The following is a 23,346-nucleotide window of genomic DNA, read 5'->3' on the forward strand; positions in this document are numbered from 1 at the left end:
GTTTTGAATTAGGTTTCAGAATGGTTTGATCTGTCATTTTTAGGCTCCTGGTTCAAAAACATCAGAAAATGATCAAGGTAACGATGCGTCTCTTGTGCATCGTAATAAGCACCCAGTTTTTCCAGACGTTTATAGCCCATTTGTGTGGTCAAACTAATTACACCGTTTAAGGTTTTATCAACCACCAAATTGAATTTCAACATTTTTTTAGGTTCACGCACCAAATAGGTCACACCTTGATCGACCATTTCGGTAAACGCTTTCAAGGCAGGCGAAACATATTGGCTATTGCCACTCTTGACTTGTTCCACACAACCTAACAGTTCCACCACCAGCACATGGTCAACCCGATAGGAAATATAGTGCTGATCATTTTTTTCATGTGCCATTTCAATCAAATAATTGACCATTGGAATGAGGCGGTCATTGCCAAAAAATGACACGGACCACGGCATATACTTACGTACCGTATCTAAAATCTGCTGCACCACCTTGTCTGACTCCCTGTCACCCGAGGTAGATAAACGCGAAATTTCACCAAAAACCTGATCAACAATTTCACAGGAAATATCTGCCAGCACTTCACCCAGCGGTTTCGCCAGGCTTTCGGTTTTACCTTCATTCAGCTGCTGGTGAATCTGGCGGAATCTGTGGTGGGTGTCTGCTTTTAATTTTAAAGAAATCAAGTAACTCATAATCATTATCTCCTTTTAGAATTGTTCTGCGATCATCTGCGCTGTTTTTATCATACTCTCATCATAGAACCGAATTGTGTATGTGCCAAATGCTTATTTTTTGCATTTTCTTTAGCTGCCTCATCTGTGTTTTTTTTTGCTACAATAGATACAATTTTTTATTCACTTTTGATCTGTTCGAACTATGACTGATTCAGCGCAAAATATTGCTACAACCTACGATCCGACCGAGATCGAGAAAAAATGGTACCAAACGTGGGAAGAGCGTGGTTACTTTAAGCCGTCTGAAAAAGGCGAGTCTTTCTGTATCATGATTCCGCCGCCAAACGTCACTGGTAGCTTGCACATGGGTCATGGTTTTAACAATGCCATCATGGATGCCTTGACGCGTTACAACCGTATGTCTGGCAAAAATACGCTTTGGCAACCGGGTACGGACCACGCCGGTATTGCAACGCAAATGGTGGTAGAGCGTCAGCTGGGTGCAGAAGGTATTAGCCGTCATGACCTGGGTCGTGAAAAGTTCATCGAAAAAGTCTGGGAATGGAAAGAACAGTCTGGCGGTAACATTACCCGTCAAATTCGTCGTTTGGGTTCTTCTGTAGACTGGTCACGTGAACGCTTCACCATGGATGAAGGTTTATCAAACGCAGTGAAAGAAGTGTTCGTGAAACTGCATGAAGAAGGTTTGATTTACCGTGGTAAACGCCTGGTCAACTGGGATCCTAAATTACAAACTGCCCTTTCTGACTTAGAAGTTGAGTCTGATAAAGAAGAACAAGGTTCACTTTGGCACTTCAAATATTTCTTTGAAGATAAGTCACTTCGCACGCACGATGGTAAAGATCACATCGTGGTTGCAACCACGCGTCCTGAAACATTGTTGGGTGATACAGCGGTTGCGGTTGCCCTTGATGATGAACGTTATGCGCACTTGGTCGGTCAAAATATCATCCTGCCAATTACTGGTCGTGCGGTTCCGATTGTTAAAGACGAATATGTAGACAAAGAATTCGGTACAGGCTGTGTAAAAATCACCCCTGCACACGACTTTAACGACTATGAAGTGGGTAAACGCTGTGAACTTCCAATCATCAACATCTTCAACAAAAATGCTGAAGTGTTGGCTGAGTTTGAATATATCGAAAAAGCCGGCGAGCAAATTTCGAAAACCATTCCTGCGCCTAGTGACTATATTGGTTTAGAGCGTTTTGAAGCACGTAAAAAACTGGTTGAACAAGCAGAAGCTGAAGGCTGGTTAGATCAAATTCAACCATACACATTGAAGCCACCTCGCGGTGACCGTTCAGGTGTGATTGTTGAGCCATTATTGACAGACCAATGGTATGTAAAGATTGCGCCACTTGCGAAACCTGCGATTGAAGCGGTTCAAGACGGTCGTATCAAGTTTGTTCCTGAGCAGTACAGCAACATGTACATGGCGTGGATGAACAACATTCAAGACTGGTGTATCTCGCGTCAATTGTGGTGGGGTCACCGTATCCCGGCTTGGTACGATGCACAAGGCAATGTCTTTGTAGGTCGTGACGAAGCGGAAGTTCGTGCGAAAAACAACATCCCTGCTGACGTTGAACTCAACCAAGACGAAGACGTATTGGATACATGGTTCTCTTCTGGTCTTTGGACATTCTCAACTTTAGGTTGGACAGGTGACGAAGCGAAAGACAAAGAAAACTATTTCTTAAATACTTTCCACCCGACTGATGTATTGGTGACAGGTTTTGACATCATCTTCTTCTGGGTTGCTCGTATGATCATGCTTACGATGCACTTCATGAAAAATGAAGATGGCACGCCACAAGTACCATTCAAAACTGTGTATGTACACGGTTTGGTACGTGATGGCGAAGGTCAGAAGATGTCTAAATCTAAGGGTAACGTGCTTGACCCACTCGACTTGATTGACGGTGTTGACCTTGAAACCCTCGTACAAAAACGTACCACTGGTTTGATGAACCCGAAACAAGCGGCGAAGATTGAAAAATCAACGCGTAAAGAATTCCCTGAAGGTATTCAATCTTACGGTACGGATGCGGTTCGTTTCACGTTCTGTGCACTTGCCAACACTGGTCGTGACATTAAGTTCGACATGAAACGTGTTGAAGGTTACCGTAACTTTGCCAACAAAATCTGGAACGCGACTCGTTTTGTGATGATGAACTGCCAAGAGCAAGTCATCGGTCAAGAAGTACGTCAAGACCTTTGGGAATTGCCTGAACAGTGGATCGTAAGCCGTCTACAAAAAGCGGAACAAGCGGTGCAAACCGCATTTGCAACCTACCGTTTAGACTTGGCTGCACAAGCGATTTACGAGTTCATTTGGAATGAATACTGTGACTGGTATGTTGAGTTAACCAAGCCTGTTCTGAATGACGAAAATGTATCGGTTGAGCGTAAAGCTGAAGTTCGTCGTGTTCTTCTTGCGGTAATGGAAGCGTCTTTACGTTTGGCTCATCCGTTGATGCCTTACTTAACGGAAGAAATCTGGCAAACCCTTGCACCGAAGTTAAACATTTCGGGCGAAACCATTATGTTGGCGCAGTACCCTGTTGCTGACCAAGCGTTAATTAACGAGCAAGCTGAAGCAGATATGCAATGGCTGCAAGGTTTGATTGGTGCGGTACGTAACATCCGTGGTGAGATGGGTCTAGGTAATGCTCGCTTGTTGCCTGTTCTGCTTCAAAACACCACTGATGCTGAAAAAGCGCAGATTGCTCGTATTGAGCCTTTGTTTAAAGCATTGGCAAAGGTTGAAAGTATTACGTTCTTGAGCGATGCTGAACAACCGCCATTGTCTTCATCAAGTGTTGTCGGTCATGTGTCTGTATTCGTTCCAATGAAGGGCTTAATTGACCCTAAAGCGGAGTTGGGTCGTCTACAAAAAGACTTAGACAAGGTTCAAAAGCAACATGACCAAATTGCAACCAAACTTTCTAACGAAGGTTTTGTGGCAAAAGCACCTGCGGCTGTGGTTGAAGGCGAGAAAGTGAAACTTGCTGAGTTTGCTGACCAGTTAGCGAAGATTAAAGCGAATATGGAGCAAATTGCAGCGCTTTAATTACTTGCTAAATATTTAAAAATTAAGATAATATTCCCTCAAATTTGAGGGGATATTACAATGGGAAAATTTATTGAAAATATAAGAAGTAACCAAATTGCTTCACCAATTCAACCAAAATTTAATAAGAGCATATGGTTAAGTGCTGATAAAACAGACAATGATGATTTATATATTGAAAAAGTCGGAATTATCTTTTATGAACAATTAAAGCAACTTAGAGATGATCTTGATGATTTACAAAAATTGCAAGTAAATTTACCTAAAAGAGTCTCACTAAGATATTTCATTGGTTTATCTAATAGAGATTTCTCTATAATTTACCGGAATAATTCTGACTATTCTGAAAATGGAATGATCTCTTTACCTATAATCAATAATAAAAAATTTCAAAATAATCCACTAGGCAATAATTATTCAATCGAAGATATAGCACAAGGCTGTGTAGATGGAATTTTATACAACATATTATTTCACATAAATGACAAAAATGAATATATAGAAGATAGCAATGATTATGAGCTAATTGAAAGTTTTATTAGAGGCGAAAATATATTATCCCAACTCTATAATTTATATGAACAAAACTGGAATTCTATTTTATATGAACAGTTACATTTTGATATAGAGAATAAAAAATTTATAGAAAACAAAAAAATTGCTATAAACTATAAAAGCAGTTATTTGAGAGATCAACAAATTAGAATAAATGATGCGATAATAGACAGTATTATAGAAAATGATAAATCATTTAAAAATAAAGAATTTCTGATTATCGACAATAATACTTTCCATGCTGTACCTTTTGAGTCTTTAGATGAAAAGCTAAAACTTAAAATTGAATTATCTTACAGTAGTTTTTTTTCAAAACCTAATAGCTATTTAGACAAAAGCATTCCCAATCTATCCTTTGAGTTAGATGACGTATTTCAAGTTTTTTGCCAACTACAGTCTATAACATATTCTCTATTTAAACATACTCCTGAAGACGATTCATACAGCACAAGTGAATGCTATAAACTTTTAGATTTCGCACCTACCTTATCAAAATCTCAGTTAGAAAGTGAATTAAATAATATTTTAAAACATGATAATTCAGGTGATATTATTAATTTTCTAACTTTTGTAGCTAAATCAACTCCAAAAGCCGATCTTTGGAGAATGCCAATTATAGAGCTCGATAACGACATTTTAACATTTTGTTTCTCATCAATTTTATCACCAAACTATGTCAGATGTTTGGAGGGTTGGATTCAACAAGGGGGAGGTCAAATAGATGCTAAAGGACCAATTTATGAAGAAAATACTAAGAACGATTTACGATCAATTATAGATAAAAATTCTTTTATAGATAAAAATGAATTTTTTATCTTATCAACTCCTAATAATCAAATTTCTATTGATGGTACCTCGGAAGAATTTGATCTACTCTTAAAAATAGATAATTTAATAATTGTAGGAGAAATGAAATGTATAGTCACACCTGATAGTGCCATTTCCACATGGAACTGCTACTCAACTCTACAAAGAGCTTGCAATCAAGTTATAAGAAAAATGAAATTTATCGAAAATAATATTAATGAAATCTCTTCAAGATTTAAGTGGAAAAAAGCTGAAAGTGAGATAATATTTGCACCAATAATTTTAAATAGTAATAGATTATTCTGTGGTTCTGAACTGTTTAACGTTCCAATTATTGACCACACCATTTTAATTGACTATTTTAAAGGACCTATTTATGACCTATATTCTATTAATGATTTAAAGTTAACATCAGTTGAACTTTATAAAAACCCTACTGATTTAAAAAATAATTTTAAAAAATATGTAGAATATCCACCTAGCTTAGAAATATTCAAAAAATTTATTATTCCTGACGAAAACTATATTAAAATTATATCTCCTATTGATGATTACAAACCATGTTATAAATACACTAGAGTTAATTTAAACACTCCAACATCACCAATTGAATTAACCAAGATTGATTTTAAATTTAAAAAAATAATCAACCCAAAGGTACAAACCCAAATAAATCAATCTTTTTTACCTTTTCTAAAATAATGCATTAAAAATCAGGAAGAATCTTCAATATATTCTTCCTGATTTTTCTTTTATAATGTTTAAATATTGCATTAATAGCATATAATAATTAATGATTTTTTATAATATTCTATAGTGAATACCATCTAACTCAATAACCAAACCAATTTCATGACAGTAAAAATCCACAATATATGGTTTAATCACATGCTGACGACGAAATTTAAGATTCATAAAACGCTTGGCACGTAGCAGTTGCCACATGAGGTATTCTGCATCGGTGGCTGTGTGGCGCATGGATTTGGCGAATTCTAATAGCTGGGGATCGAGTTTTTTGTTCATGGGATTTTGTTTTTATTATTTTGCGGGAGGATAACAGATTTTCATAACCTCTCCCTAACCCTCACTTGCGCTTTGTTTTAAAGCAGTGCTTTAAAACTTGCTCAGGAAAGGGAACTTTAATTTTGGATTTGATGAAATTATAAAATCACGTGCAGCACCCTCTCCCTATGGGATGAGAAGCACGGCTTCGCAAGGGGTGAGGGAAACTAAAGAACTTGATTCTCCATCAACATCTCCACCCCACTTACCTTCTTCATATACTTCAACCTTTCTTTCTCCTCTTTTAACTGCTTTTTCAGCGCTGAAGTATCTGCATCCACCTGCTTATATAAATCGGTAATTTTCACCTTGCCTATATGGCCTTTTTTATTCCAGCTCAACGATTGAAGAATCTCTTCTATTTGATCATCCAGTTTCTGGCTTTGCATATCTAAAGCCAGTTGATAAAACTTTAGCTGCTCGGCACTTAACCCTTTTTGTGAAACACCCCGATTTTGCTCAATCTGGATTTGTAATTTCAGTAAATAAAATAAATCTTGCGCTGCATAAGCCTCATTCGCGCGTTGCAGTAACTCAGTCTTTTCTACTTTTTTAGTTTTATCTGGTTCACGATCCGGGTGAATGGTTGCAGCAATTTTTAAATACACTGTTTTTAAAGACTGCTCTGCCAACTTCGCAGCCTGTTCCAGTTTTTCCTGCTGGCGTTTAAGCTTGGCTTGCTCTCGTGCCTGACTGTACTTTTCGCTATCCCATTCTTCAAAATTTTCAGATGCTGCCTGATCTGAAGTATCGTCATCAGCAAAGAACAGCTCAACATCCTTTATGCTTTGCTTTTTGTTTTTTCTGGCTTGGCTATGTTCAATATGCTGTTGATAGTAATTATAAATCTCATAAACAATTTCGACCTGTTGCTTTGATAAAGATTGGTAGTCCATTAAATAAGTCGCAAGATACTGGATTTTAACATCTAGCTGCGTCGCTTCTGCCTTGGAAAATTCTGCCTCATGCAAATGCTTCCATAGCTGTTCTAATTGCTGAAACAGTACCGTATGTAGCTCATGATAAACAGGCATCAAAATCTGACGGGTATATTGCTGAATCTGTTCCTGCGCCTGCTGCCACTGCTTCAGTTCAAGCTGCTGCTGTTCAATTTTATCAATCAGCCGGTTCAGCTTTCTCTGCTGCGGCGAAAGCTCGGCATCGGGTTGAACCGTGGTTTTTAAATTGAAAGACATGGCACTAGTCAAAGCAAAAAGAAAATTATACCTGATTTATGCGAAGTGATCCTTGCATCCTGAACTCGATCAGCAGAAGCAATGCCATAGCGGGCTTACCAAAGTGAACCGTGCTGACTTGTGTGAAACTGCTCATTTTCCATTCTAAAGCCGTTTTTTATTTGCATTAAGTAAGTCACTAAAATAATTGCAGTTCTTTACCGAACTATAAACATACCTTCTGCTCTACTGGTGCATATTATAAAAGAATGATCAATGAAGCAGAGATAAGGAATCATACACATGGATTGGGCCAGTATTTTCATACACGACACCAACTGGGAATTTGCCGCTGAAATTGTGGTGCGCTGTGTGTGTATGTTTATCATGATTATTCTGTTTTTACGTCTGACCGGGAAACGCGGAGTCCGGCAGCTTTCGGTATTCGAACTGGCCATTATTTTGTCCCTCGGTTCGATTGCCGGCGACCCGATGTTTACCGAAGATTTGCCCTTAATTCAGGCACTGCTGATCATGAGCGTCATCATCATGATGTACCGCCTGACCACTTGGCTAATGATGAAATACCAACCCTTTGAAGATTTACTGGAAGGTAAGTCGCTGTACATTGTAGAAGATGGTGTATTGGTACTGGAGAAAATCAAGCGCGGGAAAATGTCACACGACGAGTTCTTTGCCGAAATGCGCCAGCAAGGCATTGAGCATCTGGGTCAGGTGCGTGCCGGGCTGCTCGAAAGCGATGGTAAATTTAGTATCCTGCTTTTTCGCCCTGAAGACATCCGCTATGGCTTGCCGCTGTTTCCCAAGCAATATCAGAAAGTTAACCAGATAGAACCCAACACTCATTATGCCTGCATGTACTGTGGCTATGTCGATCATCCTGACCAGCCCGAGCAGTCCTGCCCGCGCTGTGGCTGTGGCCGCTGGGCCACGGCTATCAAGGAACAGATGCTCAGATAATCCGGAACGACCTCAAGTTCTTTTTATCTTTTATTCAAATTTAGCGAGTAGAACTTTAGTCGAAGCCATAAAACTCATATTCCAGCTGGCATGTTTCCTGCTGCAGTTAAGGCTCCGTGTTAAGAGGCTTTGACCAAAAAAACATTTATTTCATAGTCATTTATTGGTAACAAAACGGTAAAAAAATTTGCTTGAGCAATCCTTCAAAACTCGCTTAAGATGAAAACTGATGTACTTATAGACAGAAAAGAAAACATCTTTTGCATAAAAAAATAAGTGGCTTTCTATGGGCAACTTGGCACTTGATGATAAGGATATAAAAAGGAGTTTTATACATGACATATAAACGTAATATCACCTCTTTACTTTGCGCAAGCACACTCATGCTCGGTCTGAGTGCGTGTAGTGACAATAAAGCTCCATCCTCTGAAAAGCCTGCCGGTGGAGATGCCTCTGCTTCAGGTACGCTGGATAAAATTAAAAAGTCTGGCACCATTGTGCTGGGCTATCGCGACTCTTCCATTCCATTCTCCTATATTGCCGATAATCCGAATCAGCCGGTGGGATATGCACACGATTTACAGTTAAAAGTTGTAGAAGCGGTGAAGAAAAAGCTGAACATGCCGGATTTAAAAATTCGCTATAACCTGGTGACCAGCCAAAACCGGATTCCGCTGGTATCAAACGGTACGGTAGATCTGGAATGTGGCTCAACCACCAACAACAAGGAACGTCAGCAACAGGTCGATTTCTCGGTCGGTTTCTTTGAAGTCGGCTCCCGTTTGCTGACGGCAAAAGATTCCGGAGTGAAAGATTTTGCCGACCTGAAAGGTAAAAAACTGGTCACCACAGCGGGGACGACATCGGAACGCTATATCCGTCAGCATCAGCAGGAATTGGGCATTGGCGAAATCATTTCGGCCAAAGACCATGCAGAATCATTCCTGATGCTGCAAAATGGCCGTGCGGCGGCATTTATGATGGATGACATCTTGCTTGCCGGTGAAAAATCCAAGGCGGCTGATCCGAATAAATGGGAAATTGTCGGAACTGCACCCATCCATGAAATTTACGGCTGTATGCTGCGTAAAGGCGATACCGGCTTTAAACAGGTCGTGGATGATGCTATTAAGGCCACCTATAGCTCTGGTGAAATCAACAAGATGTATGAAAAATGGTTCCAGCAGCCGATTCCACCGAAAAATATTAATCTGAACTTCCAGATGTCCGATCAGTTGAAGGCTTTAATCAGCAATCCGCATGATCGTGACCAATAAGCATTAGAACAACAACTTTATCCATCAGGCAGAAAAAGGACTTTTTTGCCTGATGCTACTCAGGAGTTACTATGAATTATAGTTGGAACTGGGGAGTTTTATTACAGTCTACCGGTGTAGGTGACACGACCTACCTGAACTGGATTGTGACCGGGCTGGGCTGGCTGCTGGTGATTGCCATTGTGGCCTGGAGCATTGCGATGGTTCTGGGCAGCATACTGGGTATCATGCGCACATTACCCAGTAAAACCGCACGGGGTATAGGTACCGCTTATGTCACCCTGTTTCGTAATGTTCCCCTGCTCATTCAATTGTTTATCTGGTTTTATGTAGTTCCCAACTTTTTACCCGCGCCGATTAAATTATGGTGGATGAATGATCTGGGTGCCAATACCACGGCCCTGATTTCAGCCAGTGTCGGTTTGGGGCTATTTACCGCAGCACGGGTCTGTGAACAGGTGCGTACCGGAATTGAAGCCTTGCCGGTCGGTCAGGTGAATGCCGGTTATGCCATGGGCTTTACAACTGCTCAGCTTTACCGTTATGTCATTCTGCCGCAATCCTTCCGCATGATTTTACCGCCACTAAGTTCCGAGCTGACCAACTGTGTCAAAAATACTTCGGTGGCATCCCTGGTCGGTGTGGCAGAAATTATTTCCCAGATGAAAACCATCAGTGAATATACCCAGAACACCATCGAAATTTATACCTATGTGACCATCATCTTCATTGTGATTAACTTCTGTTTAATTCAGGCAATGAATATGCTGGAAAAACGCTTACGTGTTCCCGGTCTGATTGCAGGAGATAAATAATGGAATGGCTCACTGCATTTTTAAATGACTTACAATTGTCTGCTCCTGCCTTGTGGCATGGTTTGAGCATTACCTTGAAAGTGGTGTTCAGTGCCACCATCGGCGGTATTTTGATTGGTACCCTGCTGGCTTTAATGCGCCTGTCTTCCTTTAAAGTCCTGAATTTATTTGCGCAAGGCTATGTCAATCTGTTTCGCTCCATCCCTTTGCTGTTGGTACTGATGTGGTTCTATTTTGCGGTGCCATTTATCTATACCGCAGTCACGGGGAATTACCTGACCATTGATACCGCTTTGGTGTCGAGTATCGTGGCCTTTATGCTGTTTGAAGCGGCTTACTTTTCGGAAATTGTCCGGGCTGGAATTCAGTCCATTCCTAAAGGTCAGACCGCAGCCGCCTATGCCCTTGGCATGAGTTACGGCCAGTCCATGCGGCTGATCATTCTGCCGCAGGCCTTCCGTAAAATGACACCGCTGCTGTTACAACAGACTATTATCCTGTTTCAGGATTCCACCATGGTTTATGCGATTGGTTTGCTGGACTTTTTCCGGACCAACTATGTCCGTGGCGACCTGATGTCGCTATTGACCCAATATATTTTATTTGCAGGTTTGGTGTACTTCACTGTGAGTATGATCGCGACCTATGCCGTTAAAAAATTACAAAGGAAGTTAACTGTATGACTGATGGTAAAGTGATGATTGACCTGCAGAATGTCAGTAAATGGTACAAAGATTTTCAGGTATTGACCGACTGTACCACCCAGATTCACCAAGGTGAAGTGGTGGTGGTGTGCGGGCCTTCAGGTTCAGGTAAATCGACCCTGATTAAAACCGTAAATGGACTGGAACCGTTCCAGCAAGGCAATATCATTGTGGACGGGATTTCCATCAAGGACCCCAAAACCGACCTGACCAAACTGCGCAGCCGTGTGGGTATGGTGTTCCAGCATTTTGAGCTGTTCCCACATTTGAGCATTACCGAAAACCTGACCATTGCCCAAGTCAAAGTATTGGGGCGTTCTGAAGCCGAAGCCAAGAAAAAAGGGCTGGCTTATTTAGACCGTGTTGGCCTCAGCGCACATGCTTCTAAATTTCCTGCACAGCTTTCCGGCGGTCAGCAACAGCGCGTTGCGATTGCCCGTGCCTTAAGCATGGACCCGATTGCGATGCTGTTTGATGAGCCTACTTCTGCACTGGATCCGGAAATGATTAATGAAGTGCTTGATGTCATGGTCGAACTGGCCAAAGAAGGCATGACTATGATGTGCGTGACTCACGAAATGGGTTTCGCCCGCCAGGTGGCTAACCGAGTGATCTTTATGGATCAGGGGAAAATTGTTGAGGATTGCACCAAGGATGAATTCTTTAACACCCAACGCGGTGATCGCGCTCAGCAGTTCCTGAATAAAATCTTGCACTAAAATAGTGTGTAATTTAACCAAGCCCTGTGCCTGCGGCTTGGTTTTTTTATGATCAACTCCTAAAACTGAACCAAATCGGCCCAGCTTTAAATATTTTTTTCATTTCTTGTTCATAATGAGCAATGCGCGCACTTAAATTTTTATCGGGCTAAACTTGCCACTATTCAGTGCTATAAAAACTCCTTAAAAATAACTTCTTTAAAATTCTTAAATTTTATTCAATTATCATATGTTTATTTATAATTTAAATTAAATAATGTTGCACCATAGCAGTGCAGACTCCTTGCTTTTCAGCAAGTGATTGCTTTATATCGAGTCTTGTGTTTTTTTTCTCCGCCTTAATCAAAATTTCCCCATTTCGACCATCTTCACGAAAACAATCACATGGTTATACTGATCTTCTTTTTGTGATTTTAAGCACTAAAATGGAGCCATAAAATGCAAAATATAGATTTACTCTTTCTCCTTCTTGGTGCGGTTTTAGTTTTAGCCATGCATGCAGGTTTTGCATTCCTGGAACTGGGCACTGTACGACATAAAAATCAGGTCAATGCCCTGAGTAAAATTTTGACAGATTTTTCCATCTCTGCCATCGCCTACTTTTTTGTCGGCTACTATATTGCTTATGGGGAACATTTTTTCCACATCGGGGCAACCTTGGCCGCAGATCATGGCTATAACCTGATGCGCTGCTTCTTTCTGCTGACCTTTGCTGCAGCCATTCCTGCCATTATTTCCGGCGGTATTGCTGAACGGGCCAAAATGCGTTCTCAAGCCATTGCCACTTTATTACTGGTTGCCTTGGTCTACCCATTTTTTGAAGGCATCGCCTGGAATGGCAACTTGGGATTACAAGGCTGGCTAACCAAAACCTTTGGGGCAGCTTTCCATGATTTTGCCGGTTCTGTAGTGGTGCATGCCATGGGCGGCTGGATTGCACTGGTGGCTGTAATTTTACTGGGTGCGCGTTATGGCCGTTATAAAAAAGATGGTCGCGTCAGCGCACACCCGCCATCTTCCATTCCGTTTCTGGCACTTGGCTCATGGATTTTAATTGTCGGCTGGTTCGGTTTTAACGTGATGAGTGCACAACGTCTGGATGCCATTTCTGGGCTGGTTGCCATAAACTCACTGATGGCGATGGTCGGTGGTACCATTGCAGCCAACTTCATGGGCAAGAATGACCCGGGCTTCCTGCACAATGGTCCTTTGGCCGGTCTGGTTGCCATCTGTGCAGGTTCGGATGTGGTTCACCCAGTCGGTGCACTGATTATTGGCGGCATTGCCGGAATCATTTTTGTCAAACTGTTCACTTACACCCAAAACAAACTGAAAGTGGATGATGTGCTTGGTGTGTGGCCATTACACGGCGTATGCGGCACCTTTGGCGGTCTGGCAGTCGGAATTTTCGGACAGCAATGGCTCGGCGGTTTAGGCGGTGTATCCATGATCTCGCAAATCATCGGGACCTTAATCGCAATCTCTGTTGCACTTGCAGGCGGTCTGGTGGTTTACGGTTCGCTGAAAGCCATCATGGGCATCCGTTTATCACAGGAAGACGAATTCCGTGGTGCCGATTTATCCATTCATAAAATTTCTGCCAATTCAGAAGAAACCATTTTTTAAAGCTGATGGTTTAAAATGAATCATGATTTTAATAGCGAGTTTAAAAAGTCGCTTTTTTTTCTTTTTCTATCTGGGGGCTTTAGCCTGACCCAATAAATGAGTACGAGGGATTATAAAAACTGCTTAATTTCCGCCAGACTTTGAATGCGATTTATGGGCTGATCCTGAACTTCATGAAAACCCTGTAGCCATAAGGCATTCATTCCGGCACGGATTGCCCCTTGCACATCATTCACCGGATGATCGCCCACAAAAAGGCAATGTTCTGGTGCAACGGCCAACTTCTGGCTGGTATAGAGAAAAATTTCCGGATTCGGTTTACTGATGCCGACCCGTTCCGAACTGACGATTGCGTCAAAATAATGACTAAAACCCAAACCCTGTAAAATGGTTAAACGGGTGGCATGACCACCATTAGAAACAACAGCCAGCTGATAACCTTGTTGTTTTAATTCAGTTAAGAGCTGACTGGCACCCTGCATGGCCACTGCAGATAAGCCAAATTGCTGAAACCAGAACTGGGTCAGCTCATCCAGTTCAGGTATGCTTTTCCAGGTTAATTCCTGCTGCAAGGCATAAGCCACAGACGCGGCAATACTGGAATGGGTAAGCAATTCTTTTTTCGGGTAGCCGCCATTATCAATGCGACGGATAATCGCCTGAATTTGGCCAGTTGCGTCATGCTGTAACTGCTGCTGATAGGTCTGTGCCAGATATTGGCTATACGCCAGAATACTTTGATCACGATGGGTTAAGGTATTATCCAGGTCGAATAAAACAGCACGAATAGTCATTTGAATACCTATACAAATCTTGCCGCTAATGTAGCATTGAAGCTTTATATCATTATGCTCTTTCCTGGATATGCTTATCAGCATTTAATCCAACATCATACTTAACACGATACCTTTGCAGCGATTTTCCCCACCGATTCAAGCGCGCTTAAGTCTGGATTAAGTTTTTATTGCTGTAATCGCAGCACTAAAATCAATTCATCTTTACTATGCACGATCAGCAACGCTTCATGCTCTATCAGGGCTGTTTTCTCATCATCAGTTTCTGCCTGCTTTTGGTTTTCTTTCCGATCGGGGGCGCGCTGGATCTGGCGCTGATTCATCCCTGGGTCAGTGAATCCGGGAAATTCCTGTTACGTGACAACTGGTATTTAGCTGAACTGAACCATCGTTATGTCAAAAATCTGATTATTGCAGTATATGTCGGCTTTTTAATGATCTGGCTGGCATCGTTCAAGTTTGAGAAAGTCAAAGCTTTACGCTGGACCTATGGTTATTTCTTTGGGCTGGTCATCCTGTCCACCTCGATTATTGGCCTGTTAAAATCGCAGTCTGCCCATGCCTGCCCCTGGAATATCACCATTCCGACCCATCAAGGTTTTTTCTGGGATTTTTCTGCCACTAAAGGCCACTGTTTCCCGGGCGGACATGCATCTACCGGCTTTGCACTGATGGCGGGTTTTTTTGTATTCAGGCTTTCCGATAAAAAGCGGGCCTATTTTTTTCTGGTTTCGGGGCTTATTTTAGGTTTTGCCATGGGCTGGGCGCAAATGATGCGCGGGGCACATTTTCTCAGCCATAATTTATGGACGGCATGGATTATCTGGCTCGTTAACGTGAGTTTTTATCTACTCAATTATCAAAGATTTGCACCAGGCCAAAGCATGGATAAAGCAGCCGAGAAAGTTTAACTGCTCACACCCATCTGAGAAAAGTGATCTGCTAGAGTGGCAATTGCACATTAACCTGCAAGCCACCCAGGCTTGCACTCGTGGAAAATGAAAGCTTGCCGCCGAGCCGTTCTGTGGCTTTATCCACAATAGACAGCCCCAGACCACTGCCTATTTCCAGGTGATGATGGACACGATAAAAACGCTTAAGAATTTGCTCATACAGTTCGGGAGAAATTCCGGGTCCACTGTCTTCCACCTGAATCATGGCAAAACCCGCCTGCTCAAATACCGATACATTAATCACCCCCTGATTGGGCGTGTATTTAATTGCGTTATCAATCAGGTTATAAATAATGGAATGTACCGCTGATTCCTGGCAATGCAGCAGCACGTCTTCCTGACGTTCCATACCCAAGTCAATTTCTTTTTGCATGGCCAGATGAACGAGCTGTTCTACGCAATTTACTGCGACCTGATTCAGTAAAAACTGCTGTTTGGTTTCGACCTCCAGAATTGAAGCATCCTGTTTTGCCAGACTCAGCAGCTGGCTGACCAAATGCTGAATCCGGATTAATCCTTTGCTTAGATTCTGTAGTTCCTGAGCATCTGGAAACTGCTTTAACAGAATCTGCATCTGTAAATTTAATGCAGTGATAGGCGTTCGAAGCTCATGTGCTGCATCGGCAATAAACTGCCGCTGTTCCTGCTGTGCAGAGAAAATCCGTTCAAACAGATGATTCATTTCCATAATGGTCGGCACAATTTCAAGGGGATAAGTATTCGACTCAATGGGACTTAACTCTTCCGAACCACGTTGTGCCAATTCTGCTTTAAAGTCATCCAGAGGCTGCAGGCTGCGGCTAATAATCCAGCTCAGTCCCCAGATGATAAAGGGCATGAACAGTAAATAAGGAATAAACATACTGCCGGCAAGTTCCAGGGCCAAATGCTGCCGTGTCGATTGCTGCTGGCTCACCTGAATCTGGTAATGCTCTAAAGGCAAAATGTAAGTATGCCAAACCCCTTGTGCCGTTTTATGGGTATAAAATCCTGCTTTTTTCACAGGATGCACCAACAAATTCAGGGCATGGGTTTTATGTTCTGCATTTGCATAAGACCAGACATCGACAAACAGGTCTTCTTCATGATAATGCTTAGCCTGATCAAACTGGCTTTGCACCGGTTCAGGATCATGCTGCGCGACGCGTTCTGCCAGATTCTGCATCTGCGCATCTAAGACTTCATTAATTTCTTGTAGTGCAATGCGGTAAGCAGAAAAAATCAGCAAGCAGCCCAGGGCAATACTAAAAACCGAAACATAAATAATCAGGCGTTTTTTTAATGAATACTGTGACTGCACCAGTGGCTGACCTTCTAGCTGATTTTATGGTTGTCTGATTTATAATTGTCCCAGTCGGTAACCTAAGCCGCGAATGGTGCAAATGAAATCTTTACCGAGTTTGGCACGTAAATGATGCACATACACTTCAATGGTATTGCTGCTGACTTCGCTATCCAGATCATACAATTTATCTTCTAGATTGGCTTTAGAAAATATCTTGTTCGGATGACTGACCAAGGGAATCAGAATTGCCCATTCACGATTGGACAGGTCAATATATTGCCCCTTGAACTTGGCAATGTGCTGTTCGACATCCAGCGTGAGTTCGCCATAACTTAAAATTTGCGGGTTGTCCTGCAGCGCAGACTCTGCCCCGCTACGACGCAACAAAGCATGGATACGGGCCAACAGTTCATCAAACTCATAGGGCTTGATCAGATAGTCATCTGCCCCGCTGTTCAATCCATCCACCCGGTTTTGCAGTTGATCCCGTGCTGAAATAATCAGTACAGGCAAAGCGGGCCACTGCTGGCGAATCTGTTTCAGCACCTGCATGCCATCCATCATCGGCAGGCCCAGATCAAGCAGGACGATATCAAACTTTTCCTGTATGAGTTTTTTTAAACCGTCAATTCCGTTGTTGACCCATTCCACATCAAATTGCTGATATTTCAGCAAAGTCATGCTGGATTCAGCAATCATGAAATCATCTTCAATGATCAATATTTTAGCCATGCTTTAAACTCATACCTTCTTTGTTGACTGACATTGCTGCAACATATTTTTTTGTTCATCAATGGTTTGGGTTTTCACATCCAGTAAACTTAACAGACTCGGGAACAGGTTATCCTGACTTAATTCTTTGCTTTTTTGCTTGGTTAAGCAAGTAATTTGCGCAGAATTTTGTGCAGTCCATTCAGGAGAAAACCACATCAGCATGGGAACATGGGTTTGTTGGGTCGGCGCAATCGCATAAGGTGAACCATGTAAATACAAGCCATGTTCTCCTGTCGATTCACCATGATCGGACAGATACCAGAATCCGGTTTGATAAGCACTATTGCCTTTTAATACCTGAATGAGTGAACTTAAAACATGGTCGGTATATACAATCGAATTATCATAGCTATTCAACAGTTCTGTACGGCTACACCCTTGAATTGCATTGCTATCGCAACTCGGCTTAAAAGGCTGGAAGGGTGCTTTGGAACGCTGATAATAAGCAGGTCCGTGACTGCCCATCTGATGCAAAACAATTAAACGTGGGGTCTTGTCGGTTTCAGGAATTGCAGCCAGATAGCTTTTTAAACTGTCCACCAGAATTTCATCATAACAGTCCCCATCTTTCGCACACCATTTATCTTTGAGCGGTTGCGGAATCTGATACTGTTCAACCCGGTCACAGGCACCTTTACAACCCGAGTTATTATCCATCCAGGTCACTTTATAGCCGGCACGCTGTGCGATATCGAGCAGTCCTTCACGGTGACTGGCCAGCTGTTCGTCATAATCTTCACGCGGCATGCCGGAGAACATGCAGGGTACCGACACGGCGGTTGCAGTACCGCATGAACTCACCTGACTGAAATTGATAATGTCCAGTTTAGAGAGTTCAGGATTGGTATTTTTGGCATAGCCATTCAATGAGAAACTTTCTGCACGGGCTGTTTCACCCACTACCAACACCATGAGCTTCGGTTTGGCCTGCTCATTGACTGGCTGAAGCAAATGAGCATCTTCCCCATATTGAATTAAAGGCAAATTCTTTTTAGGTGCCGATTTGTGGTAATACGATAGGGTCGATGCGATGGCATTTTGTGGAGAAATCATGCCTTTCAAATCACGATGTTCCCGAAAAATTGCAGCATAATCAACATAAAAAACAAATAATAGAGCCCCGATCAGCAGCAACGAAGCAACGCCATTCAACAGCTTTTTAATGATTTTGCAAGGCAAAGATTCAGCTTTAATCCGAACCAGACTGATAAAAAGGAGAGGAAACACAACAAAAGCAGCTGTCCACAATACAAACTGTAGAGATAGTAAATCGCCGACCTCACGGGCATCGGTTTGCATCATGTTTTGAATTTGCTCGGGGGAAATGACCACGCCAAGACTATTGACAAAATATGCCGTAAAACCGCCCACCACCAAAAAGATGGAGGCAAAGATTTTGGCATTCCATTTCCACTGGATCAGCTGAAAAATCAGGTTATAGGCAGCCACAATCACCAGTACCGTTGCCATTAAAAACAGATAGGCTTTCGGACCCTGGTATGGAGTCAAACTCTGGATTTTCTGAAAAAATGCAAAATTTAAAATCGCGCCCAGCCAGATCGCCAGCAACACATTAAACTGGCTTAATGAAATCGGCTTTATCTTATCGCGTATGGGACTGATGATATTTGACATGACTTTGGGTTAATCTTTTTACTGATGCCTTAATCTAAAATACCAAACTTAAAATTCACTTAATATAAAAAAAGTAATAAAAAAGGCGATGTTAAACATCGCCTTTTAGAATACAACAACTGACAGATTAGAATTTATATTCCAATCCTGTACCCACTACAGGTTGTTTGGTTTCAAGATCACCTTGTTCAAGAGTCAAGTAACCTGCATAACCATAAGCTTTCACCTGTTTGTTAAATGCATAGTCGGCACCGACAAAAATCTGTTGCGCATCAAAATCTGATTTTGCTGATTTAAAGCTGGTTGTATTTTGGCTATATTGCGCTTTTACTGTCCAAGCCTTAGCTGTCGGCAGATTATATTCTGCACCCAACAACCAGCCTTGTGAATCATCAATATCTGCTGCGGCTAGCTCATTGCCGGCTGCATCTTCTACTTCAGAAGTTTGATAAAGTGCTTTTAATGCCAAACCACCATCAATATTTACACGACCAATAGCACGAAGCGTATTTGCTGCTGCAAATGCACTTCCGGCTGCTGCTGCAGTAACCTCAGGTGTCGCTGCGTTCACAATACCACGGCCGCCAAAATTACTTGGAATTGCTTTGTCATACGCAATACCCGCCACAACCACAGGGCTGTCATATACTACAGATGCAGACCATGCGTCGCCTAAACCACGCCCGGCAGTTTTAGAGGCGCCGTTACCCTTCGCAATGCCTGAAGCTTCGCCAGAAGCCAATAATGCATTTACTTTAATGGCACCTGTAGGCAAGGCAATTGCCGGAGATTCATAAATAACCGCATTCGATATACGGGCTTCACCAGTCATAATCCCTGTAACATCAGCCTTGTTTGCTACATAGTTATTGAATGTATCAACTGGGCTTGAAAGCTGTTTAAGCGGAGTATCATGTGCACCCACTTTTAAAGTACCGAGCTGAGCATCTTTTAAACCAACAAAACGGTTACGCGTAGTCCAGTCCGTACTATCACCATCTGCACTGAGACCCCACTCAATCGCATAAACTGCATTTAAACGTTCAGACAGTTTTTCTTCACCTTTTAAACCAATGAAAGAGCTGTTAGAACTGACTTCTACTACATCTTTATCCGAAGTATTGGCATTGTCTTCTGGCAAGTAATCAATACTTGCATCAATTTCCCCATAAAGAGTTGGCGCTGCAAAAGTTGGTGCAGCCAGTAGACTTAATGCAATCGCTGCTGCTAATTTGGTTTTCATTTCAATAGTCCATTGGTTTATTTTGTAACAAATCATACACAAAGGATTTATGTTACAAAATCATTAATTTTATATTTATATATAATTTTTAATAATTTAGCCTTATCAAATAGTCAAATTATTGATTTGTTAAGTTTTTATTACATTGTTTAAAATATTTTATCCATCGGAAAATTGTCCACAAACATAAAACCGCAATCAAAGTAATAATGATGAGATAATTTCCATAGCCTAAACGATCGGCAAAAATCCCGCTTAGGCTATACAGCCCCCCGCTCACGGTGGCCATCAACGCCACCTGAAAAGTGAAATCTGTTCCTGCCAAATGTTTGCGGCTGTATTGCATCACCAAAGTCAGCATCACCACCAACAGCATGGCAGAAATCATGTCTTCAGCGGCATTAATCAGATAGATCAGCCAGGTTTCAATAGGATCTTGTGCCTCATATTGAACGGCTAGCCAGGCATAGGCAGCCAGACTGAAAATTTTCAAAATAGAAAAACCGACTAAGGCATGTTCACGCGAAACATACTTCAGGCTGAACCCTGCCAGCCCTGCACCGATGAGTGCAGCCACAGCGCCCAGCATGGTCACATAAAGGCCAATCTGGGAAAATGTCAGACCTAAATCCACCATTAAGGGTTTCAGCAAAGGCCCGGCTAAACCATCGGCAATTTTAAAGGTGATAAGAACGGCTAACCATGCAGCAAGACTTTGCTCTTGATAAAAATAAGCCAGATAATCTTTTATTTTTTGCCAGCGAAACGTTTCTGCTTTAACTCGGGACGGCGTATGCTTTAATTTTTGCGGTTCCTTCAACCATAAAATGGGTAAAGTATTCAGCAGCACCAGTCCCGCCAAAATTAAAAATGTGCTTTGCCAGTCCAGCCAGTCCAGTGCCCATAAAATGGCCCCTCCACCGACAATAAAGCCCAGTCGGGAGCCAATGACCTGAAAGGTATTGCCCCAATGTTGCTGCTGACTGTTCAGCAGATTGACCGCCAGGCCATCGGTGGCAATATCCTGGGTGGCACCGACCAGATTCATGCTCAGTAAGGCAATAAAAAAGACCAGTAAATACTCAGGCTGGTTTAAAGCCTGAATCGGGAGGAAAGACAAGCCAGCCAGTACCAGCACACTCAACAACTGGGTCGGAATAATCCAGCTACGGTAATGGCCAAAACGGTCAACCCAGGGCGCCCAGAAAATTTTAATCGACCAGGGCAACATCAATAAGCCAAAACCGCCAATATGTGCCAGCGATACCCCTTGGGCACGTAAAATCACCGGTAAAGCATGGGTCATAAAACCGACGGGTAAACCTTGGGCCCAATATAAAGAGAACAACAATAGATAGATGTTACGTGTACTCGGCATAGTGTGCCCTTAGGGTCAAAAACCGGATTGACTATTTTGATCAGGCAAGCTGAATGATGCTTTACATTTTGCCAATGAATCTTATTTTACAAAAGCTTAACATATTTAAAAGTCTATAGATTTGCCGGGAAATTCCATACAGCACCATGACTCAACACTTTCCGACCTTGCCCGATCAAGTGCCTGCCCGTAGTGGTCACTTAAGCCGAAATATTTTCAAAAAATTATTTCTGGCTCAAGGCTGGAGTTTTGAAGGTGAATTTCCCAACCTGCCGAAAGCGGTCGCCATTATTTCTCCGCATACCTCGAATATTGATGCCTGGCATGGTTTTGCAGCACTGCTTGGGCTGGGTATCAAGATCACGGTTTTTGGCAAACATACCTTATTCAACACCCCGCTGAAACCCTTACTGGAATGGATTGGCGTGATTCCGGTCAATCGCAGTATCCAGCAAGGCACGACTCAGCAAATTATCGACTTCATCAATACGCAGCAGCAGATCTGGGTCGGTATGGCACCGGAAGGAACGCGCAAACAGGCTGAATCGTTTAGAAGTGGTTTTTACCGCATTGCCGTGGGTGCCCATATCCCGATTGTGATGTTTTCACTGGATTATAAAAACAAGGCGATACACTGCCTGGGCGTGTTTCAGCCCACAGGAAATTATGAACAGGATGTAGAACAAATTCTGGATCACTATAACGGAAAATTTTCTCCCAAAAATCCGGGCTGGTTAGCCAAGCCTTTACAAAATCGTTTAAAAAACAACTAGCCAAACATAAAATTATTTGCTGTGATGTGTGCAACCTTGTCTATTTGATGTTCAATTTCAACCATGAAACTTGCACACTATTCCTGTATTGGCTTACTTGGGCTGAGCCTGATTGGCTGTGATAAAACCACCAAAACACCACCACAAACCACAACCATCAAGGCCCGTGAACCTGTGGTTGCCATTGCGCTCGGGGGTGGCGGTGCCAAAGGATTTGCCCATATCGGGGTGCTGAAAGTTTTAGAATCGCATGGCATTAAACCTAAAATCGTGACCGGGACCAGTGCAGGCAGTTTTGTCGGCAGCATTTATGCCAGTGGTAAAACACCCTATCAACTACAGCAAATTGCACTGACGTTAAAAGAATCGGATATCCGTGATTTAACCTTCAACAGCCAAGGTGTGGTGCAGGGTCAAAAATTGCAGAATTACGTGAACAAGCACATTGCCAATAAACCGATTGAACAATTTCCGATTCGCTTTGCCGCTGTTGCAACCCGTCTGGACACCGGCACTAAAGCTGAATTTATTAAAGGCAATGCCGGTCAGGCCGTGCGTGCTTCCTGCAGTATTCCGAATGTGTTTGTTCCTGCCACGATTGGCGGGAAACAGTATGTTGATGGGGGGCTGGTCAGTCCGATTCCGGTGAAAACCGCAAAGGCCATGGGGGCCGATATTGTTATTGCCGTGGATATTTCGGCACGTCCGGCCGGCAATAAACCGATGAACATGTGGGGTCTGCTGGACCAGACCATTAATATTATGGGTCAGCAAAGTATTAATGAAGAACTGAATCAGGCCCATGTAATCATTCAGCCTAAAGTGGGACATTTAGGCACGCTGGATTTAAAAGCCAGTCACGAATCCATTCTGGAAGGTGAAAAAGCGGCCCAGCTGAAAATTATCTCGATTGATAAGGCGATTAGCGATTTTAAAAAGTCACCCGCGGCGTTTAAACCTGCGCCAAAATCCAGAATTTAAAAATTATGCTTTTTTAATATTCAAAGACTTATTCA

Annotated in this window: 19 protein-coding genes and 1 pseudogene; 11 read left to right on the forward strand and 9 right to left on the reverse strand. The window is 42.4% G+C overall.

Going from position 1 to position 23,346, the window contains the following annotated elements:
* Window positions 1-8: 8 nt before the first annotated feature.
* The gene (locus E0H88_RS10380) at window positions 9-695 is read right to left on the reverse strand and encodes a hypothetical protein (protein WP_092819757.1); all 687 of its coding nucleotides are present in this window, start codon (window positions 693-695) and stop codon (window positions 9-11) included.
* Window positions 696-879: 184 nt separating this feature from the next.
* Between E0H88_RS10380 and E0H88_RS10385 the strand changes: the two genes are divergently transcribed.
* Window positions 880-3,774, forward strand: a complete 2,895-nt coding sequence (locus E0H88_RS10385) for a valine--tRNA ligase (protein WP_131274103.1) — start codon at window positions 880-882, stop codon at window positions 3,772-3,774.
* Window positions 3,775-3,834: 60 nt separating this feature from the next.
* Window positions 3,835-5,838: a hypothetical protein gene (locus E0H88_RS10390; protein ID WP_131274104.1), complete on the forward strand. Its 2,004-nt coding sequence runs from the start codon at window positions 3,835-3,837 to the stop codon at window positions 5,836-5,838.
* A gap of 120 nt (window positions 5,839-5,958) precedes the next feature.
* Here E0H88_RS10390 and E0H88_RS10395 read toward each other — a convergent pair.
* Window positions 5,959-6,159, reverse strand: a pseudogene (locus E0H88_RS10395) (endonuclease domain-containing protein); the annotation flags it as partial.
* Between the two features lie 206 nt (window positions 6,160-6,365).
* A complete protein-coding gene (locus E0H88_RS10400; RefSeq protein WP_131274106.1) occupies window positions 6,366-7,394 on the reverse strand; it encodes a molecular chaperone DnaJ in 1,029 nt (342 codons plus the stop codon).
* Between the two features lie 282 nt (window positions 7,395-7,676).
* On the opposite strand from E0H88_RS10400, the gene E0H88_RS10405 reads away from it, so the two are divergent.
* The 6 genes from E0H88_RS10405 (at window position 7,677) to E0H88_RS10430 (ending at window position 13,495) form a co-directional block, all read left to right on the forward strand.
* The gene (locus E0H88_RS10405) at window positions 7,677-8,354 is read left to right on the forward strand and encodes a YetF domain-containing protein (protein ID WP_131274107.1); all 678 of its coding nucleotides are present in this window, start codon (window positions 7,677-7,679) and stop codon (window positions 8,352-8,354) included.
* A gap of 335 nt (window positions 8,355-8,689) precedes the next feature.
* Window positions 8,690-9,631, forward strand: a complete 942-nt coding sequence (locus tag E0H88_RS10410) for a transporter substrate-binding domain-containing protein (protein ID WP_131274108.1) — start codon at window positions 8,690-8,692, stop codon at window positions 9,629-9,631.
* Window positions 9,632-9,702: 71 nt separating this feature from the next.
* A complete protein-coding gene (locus tag E0H88_RS10415) occupies window positions 9,703-10,446 on the forward strand; it encodes an amino acid ABC transporter permease (protein WP_131274109.1) in 744 nt (247 codons plus the stop codon).
* Window positions 10,446-11,129 carry an ABC transporter permease subunit gene (locus E0H88_RS10420; RefSeq protein WP_092819765.1) on the forward strand — a complete coding sequence of 228 codons (684 nt, stop codon included), beginning with the start codon at window positions 10,446-10,448 and terminating at the stop codon, window positions 11,127-11,129. The genes E0H88_RS10415 and E0H88_RS10420 overlap by 1 nt, the downstream gene beginning before the upstream one ends.
* Before the next feature lie 14 nt (window positions 11,130-11,143).
* Window positions 11,144-11,869 (forward strand): amino acid ABC transporter ATP-binding protein, encoded by a 726-nt coding sequence (locus E0H88_RS10425; protein WP_171458688.1) that lies wholly within the window; start codon window positions 11,144-11,146, stop codon window positions 11,867-11,869.
* A 438-nt stretch (window positions 11,870-12,307) separates the two neighbouring features.
* Complete coding sequence (locus E0H88_RS10430; protein ID WP_131274111.1) at window positions 12,308-13,495, forward strand: ammonium transporter; 1,188 nt, start codon at window positions 12,308-12,310, stop codon at window positions 13,493-13,495.
* A gap of 110 nt (window positions 13,496-13,605) precedes the next feature.
* Here E0H88_RS10430 and E0H88_RS10435 read toward each other — a convergent pair whose 3' ends face one another.
* On the reverse strand, window positions 13,606-14,289 hold the full coding sequence (locus tag E0H88_RS10435) for an HAD family hydrolase (RefSeq protein ID WP_131274112.1): 684 nt from the start codon (window positions 14,287-14,289) through the stop codon (window positions 13,606-13,608).
* A gap of 209 nt (window positions 14,290-14,498) precedes the next feature.
* Between E0H88_RS10435 and E0H88_RS10440 the strand changes: the two genes are divergently transcribed.
* Entirely contained in the window at window positions 14,499-15,200 is a 702-nt protein-coding gene (locus E0H88_RS10440; protein WP_131274113.1) for a phosphatase PAP2 family protein, read from the forward strand.
* Between the two features lie 31 nt (window positions 15,201-15,231).
* Here E0H88_RS10440 and E0H88_RS10445 read toward each other — a convergent pair whose 3' ends face one another.
* The 5 genes from E0H88_RS10445 to E0H88_RS10465 form a co-directional block, all read right to left on the reverse strand.
* Complete coding sequence (locus tag E0H88_RS10445) at window positions 15,232-16,542, reverse strand: ATP-binding protein (protein ID WP_131274114.1); 1,311 nt, start codon at window positions 16,540-16,542, stop codon at window positions 15,232-15,234.
* Between the two features lie 39 nt (window positions 16,543-16,581).
* Entirely contained in the window at window positions 16,582-17,259 is a 678-nt protein-coding gene (locus tag E0H88_RS10450; protein WP_092819771.1) for a response regulator transcription factor, read from the reverse strand.
* A 9-nt stretch (window positions 17,260-17,268) separates the two neighbouring features.
* Window positions 17,269-18,936, reverse strand: a complete 1,668-nt coding sequence (locus E0H88_RS10455) for a phosphoethanolamine transferase (RefSeq protein ID WP_131274115.1) — start codon at window positions 18,934-18,936, stop codon at window positions 17,269-17,271.
* Between the two features lie 127 nt (window positions 18,937-19,063).
* Window positions 19,064-20,179 (reverse strand): porin, encoded by a 1,116-nt coding sequence (locus tag E0H88_RS10460; protein WP_131274116.1) that lies wholly within the window; start codon window positions 20,177-20,179, stop codon window positions 19,064-19,066.
* Between the two features lie 118 nt (window positions 20,180-20,297).
* A complete protein-coding gene (locus E0H88_RS10465; RefSeq protein ID WP_131274117.1) occupies window positions 20,298-21,557 on the reverse strand; it encodes an MFS transporter in 1,260 nt (419 codons plus the stop codon).
* Between the two features lie 146 nt (window positions 21,558-21,703).
* On the opposite strand from E0H88_RS10465, the gene E0H88_RS10470 reads away from it, so the two are divergent.
* On the forward strand, window positions 21,704-22,330 hold the full coding sequence (locus E0H88_RS10470) for a 1-acyl-sn-glycerol-3-phosphate acyltransferase (RefSeq protein WP_131274118.1): 627 nt from the start codon (window positions 21,704-21,706) through the stop codon (window positions 22,328-22,330).
* 63 nt (window positions 22,331-22,393) lie between these two features.
* Window positions 22,394-23,311: a patatin-like phospholipase family protein gene (locus tag E0H88_RS10475; protein ID WP_131274119.1), complete on the forward strand. Its 918-nt coding sequence runs from the start codon at window positions 22,394-22,396 to the stop codon at window positions 23,309-23,311.
* The last annotated feature ends 35 nt before the right edge of the window (window positions 23,312-23,346 follow it).

Source organism: Acinetobacter sp. ANC 4216 (genome assembly GCF_004331195.1).
Classification (GTDB): Bacteria; Pseudomonadota; Gammaproteobacteria; order Pseudomonadales; family Moraxellaceae; genus Acinetobacter; species Acinetobacter kookii.